The organism is Paraburkholderia franconis (assembly GCF_009362735.1).
Lineage (GTDB): Bacteria > Pseudomonadota > Gammaproteobacteria > Burkholderiales > Burkholderiaceae > Paraburkholderia > Paraburkholderia franconis.
The window spans coordinates 1-2,117 of the sequence record NZ_WHNP01000194.1 but is presented as its reverse complement, the minus strand read 5'-3'; the positions used below and the strand labels follow the sequence as shown (position 1 = coordinate 2,117).

General features: G+C 59.1%; 4 pseudogenes. 3 read left to right on the top strand and 1 reads right to left on the bottom strand.

Features of this window, described 5'->3' with window-relative positions:
- Positions 1–213, bottom strand: a pseudogene (locus GCT13_RS47460) (IS110 family transposase); the annotation flags it as partial.
- Between the two features lie 91 nt (positions 214–304).
- Between GCT13_RS47460 and GCT13_RS47455 the strand changes: the two are divergent.
- The 3 pseudogenes from GCT13_RS47455 to GCT13_RS50430 all read left to right on the top strand — a co-directional run.
- Positions 305–520: pseudogene (locus GCT13_RS47455) on the top strand (ATP-binding protein); the annotation flags it as partial.
- Positions 521–802: 282 nt separating this feature from the next.
- Positions 803–1,318 (top strand): annotated as a pseudogene (locus tag GCT13_RS47450) (transposase); the annotation flags it as partial.
- 61 nt (positions 1,319–1,379) lie between these two features.
- Positions 1,380–2,117: pseudogene (locus GCT13_RS50430) on the top strand (IS3 family transposase); the annotation flags it as partial.

The following is a 2,117-nucleotide window of genomic DNA, read 5'->3' as shown; positions in this document are numbered from 1 at the left end:
TGCGTCGGCGCCGAGATGGCAACGCGCCCTGGCGTTGGCGATCGCGATGAGGACTGCGGTGGTATCACCAGCGGCGACCGTGCAGCGGCTGGGCGCGCGCTGGCCATCGCCCAGTGAGAGCTTCCAGCTCTTGTCGCCCAGTTCAAAAGCCATGTACAGGCGGCCACCTGCCGTCGTATTCTGCCCGCGGAGGGCTGTGTCAGGCGCATCCATTTTGCATGCTCCTTCGGAGAAAACGAGTTCGTATCCCGTTTTACTCCGGCTGGCTTACTTCCACGGCCCTCCCATAGCATCTCAATTCCATATAATCACCGCCAACCAGCCGTTCTCGGGCTGGAATGACGTGTTTCCTGATCCCGGCATGACCGTCGCTGCAATCGACCGGCTCGTCCATCATTCGACGATCTTCGAGATGAATGTCGAAAGCTACCGTCGTCGCACCGCCAGCCAACAGAACAGCAGGCGCCGACAATCATCCGGCGACAATCAACAACAGGGAGCGACAACCATGACCGGATAACGACCGACAATCATCCCTGTCGACCGGCCAAAATGATTGTCGGTAAACCGGCCGTGCTGCTTGACGCTATTCATGACGGACTTCCGGCAATGCATTGCTTACGCGGATGATCGATTTCGATGAGCAGCGATTGTCACAGGTCATTGCCCGCGATGTCGCGTTGCTGGGTGAAACCGGAAGCCAGAGTGTTGGAGCGGCCCCCTGAATCGCCGGACACAGTCTCCCACTTAAAATAGCGGGTAGGCATACGACTGTGTTTTTGACTAACAACAAACAGAAGTGATGGAAGTGTTGACGGGGCCGGAGCGCCAGCGGCGGCGGTCAGCGGAAGAGAAGCTGACGATGGTGCGGGAGAGTTTCGGGCCGGGCAAGTCAGTCTCAATGGTTGCGCGCCAGCACGGCGTCAATCCGAATCAGCTGTTTCACTGGCGCAAGCTGTAGCTGTATCAGGACGGCAGCCTGTTGGCTGTCAGTTCTGGCGAGGAAGTCGTGCCGGCGTCGGAGCTAAACGATGCACTCAAGCAAATCAGGGAGCTTCAGCGACTGCTCGGGAAGAAGACGATGGAGAACGAGATTCTTCGTGAAGCGGTGGAGGTAGCGAAGTCGCGAAAATGGATTGCGCGCTCACCCTCATTGCCAGGGGACGACCAGTAAAGCGGGTCTGTGAGGTTCTCGGTGTAGCGCGCTCGAATGTGGCGGGCAAGCTGGCGCGGCCGGCTGACGGGCGGGATGGACGTACGGGCCCGGAGCACTGACGACGCCGCTCTGGTGGAAGAAATTCGACTGGCCGTTGCTGATTGACCTGCTCCCCGCGCTTAGTCCGATAACAATGTAGAGTTCGTTCCCAAAAGGAACGACAATGAAGAAGCGATTCAGCGAAGAACAGATTATTGGCATCCTGAAGGAGGCCGAGGCTGGCCTGAAGCCGGCAGAACTGTGCCGCAAGCACGGTATCTCGGAGGCGACCTACTACAACTGGAAGGCGAAGTTCGGCGGGATGACCGTCGCGGACGCGCAGCGCCTGAAAGAACTGGAGCAGGAGAACAACAGGCTCAAGCGCCTGTTGGCAGAGTCGATGCTCGACAATGCCGCGCTGAAGGAYCTGCTGTCGCGAAAGTAGCAAGCCCGCAAGCCAAACGCGAGGCGGTCGGGATATTGATGACCGAACGCGCGATGGGTGTCACCCGGGCTTGCGGGCTGGTAGGAATTTCGCGTTCACTGTTCCGTTACGAATCGCGCCGCACCGACGACGCGGAACTGACGGACAGGATGATGGCMATCGCCGCGCAGAAACGTCGRTACGGCTACCGCCGTATTCATGTGCTGTTGCGTCGCGAAGGCTGGCTGGTTAACCATAAGCGGACATGGCGTCTGTATAGCAAGGCAGGGTTGAGCGTGCGTAAGCGCAGACGCAAGCGCATTGCCGCCGTCGAGCGAAAACCGCTGCCGGTGCCGACAGGCCCGAACCAGAGCTGGTCGATGGATTTTGTTTCTGATGGACTGGCTTACGGCCAGCGGTTTCGCTGCCTGAATGTGGTCGACGACTACACGCGGGAATGTCTGGCTATCGAAGTCGACACTTCACTGCCGGGTCTGC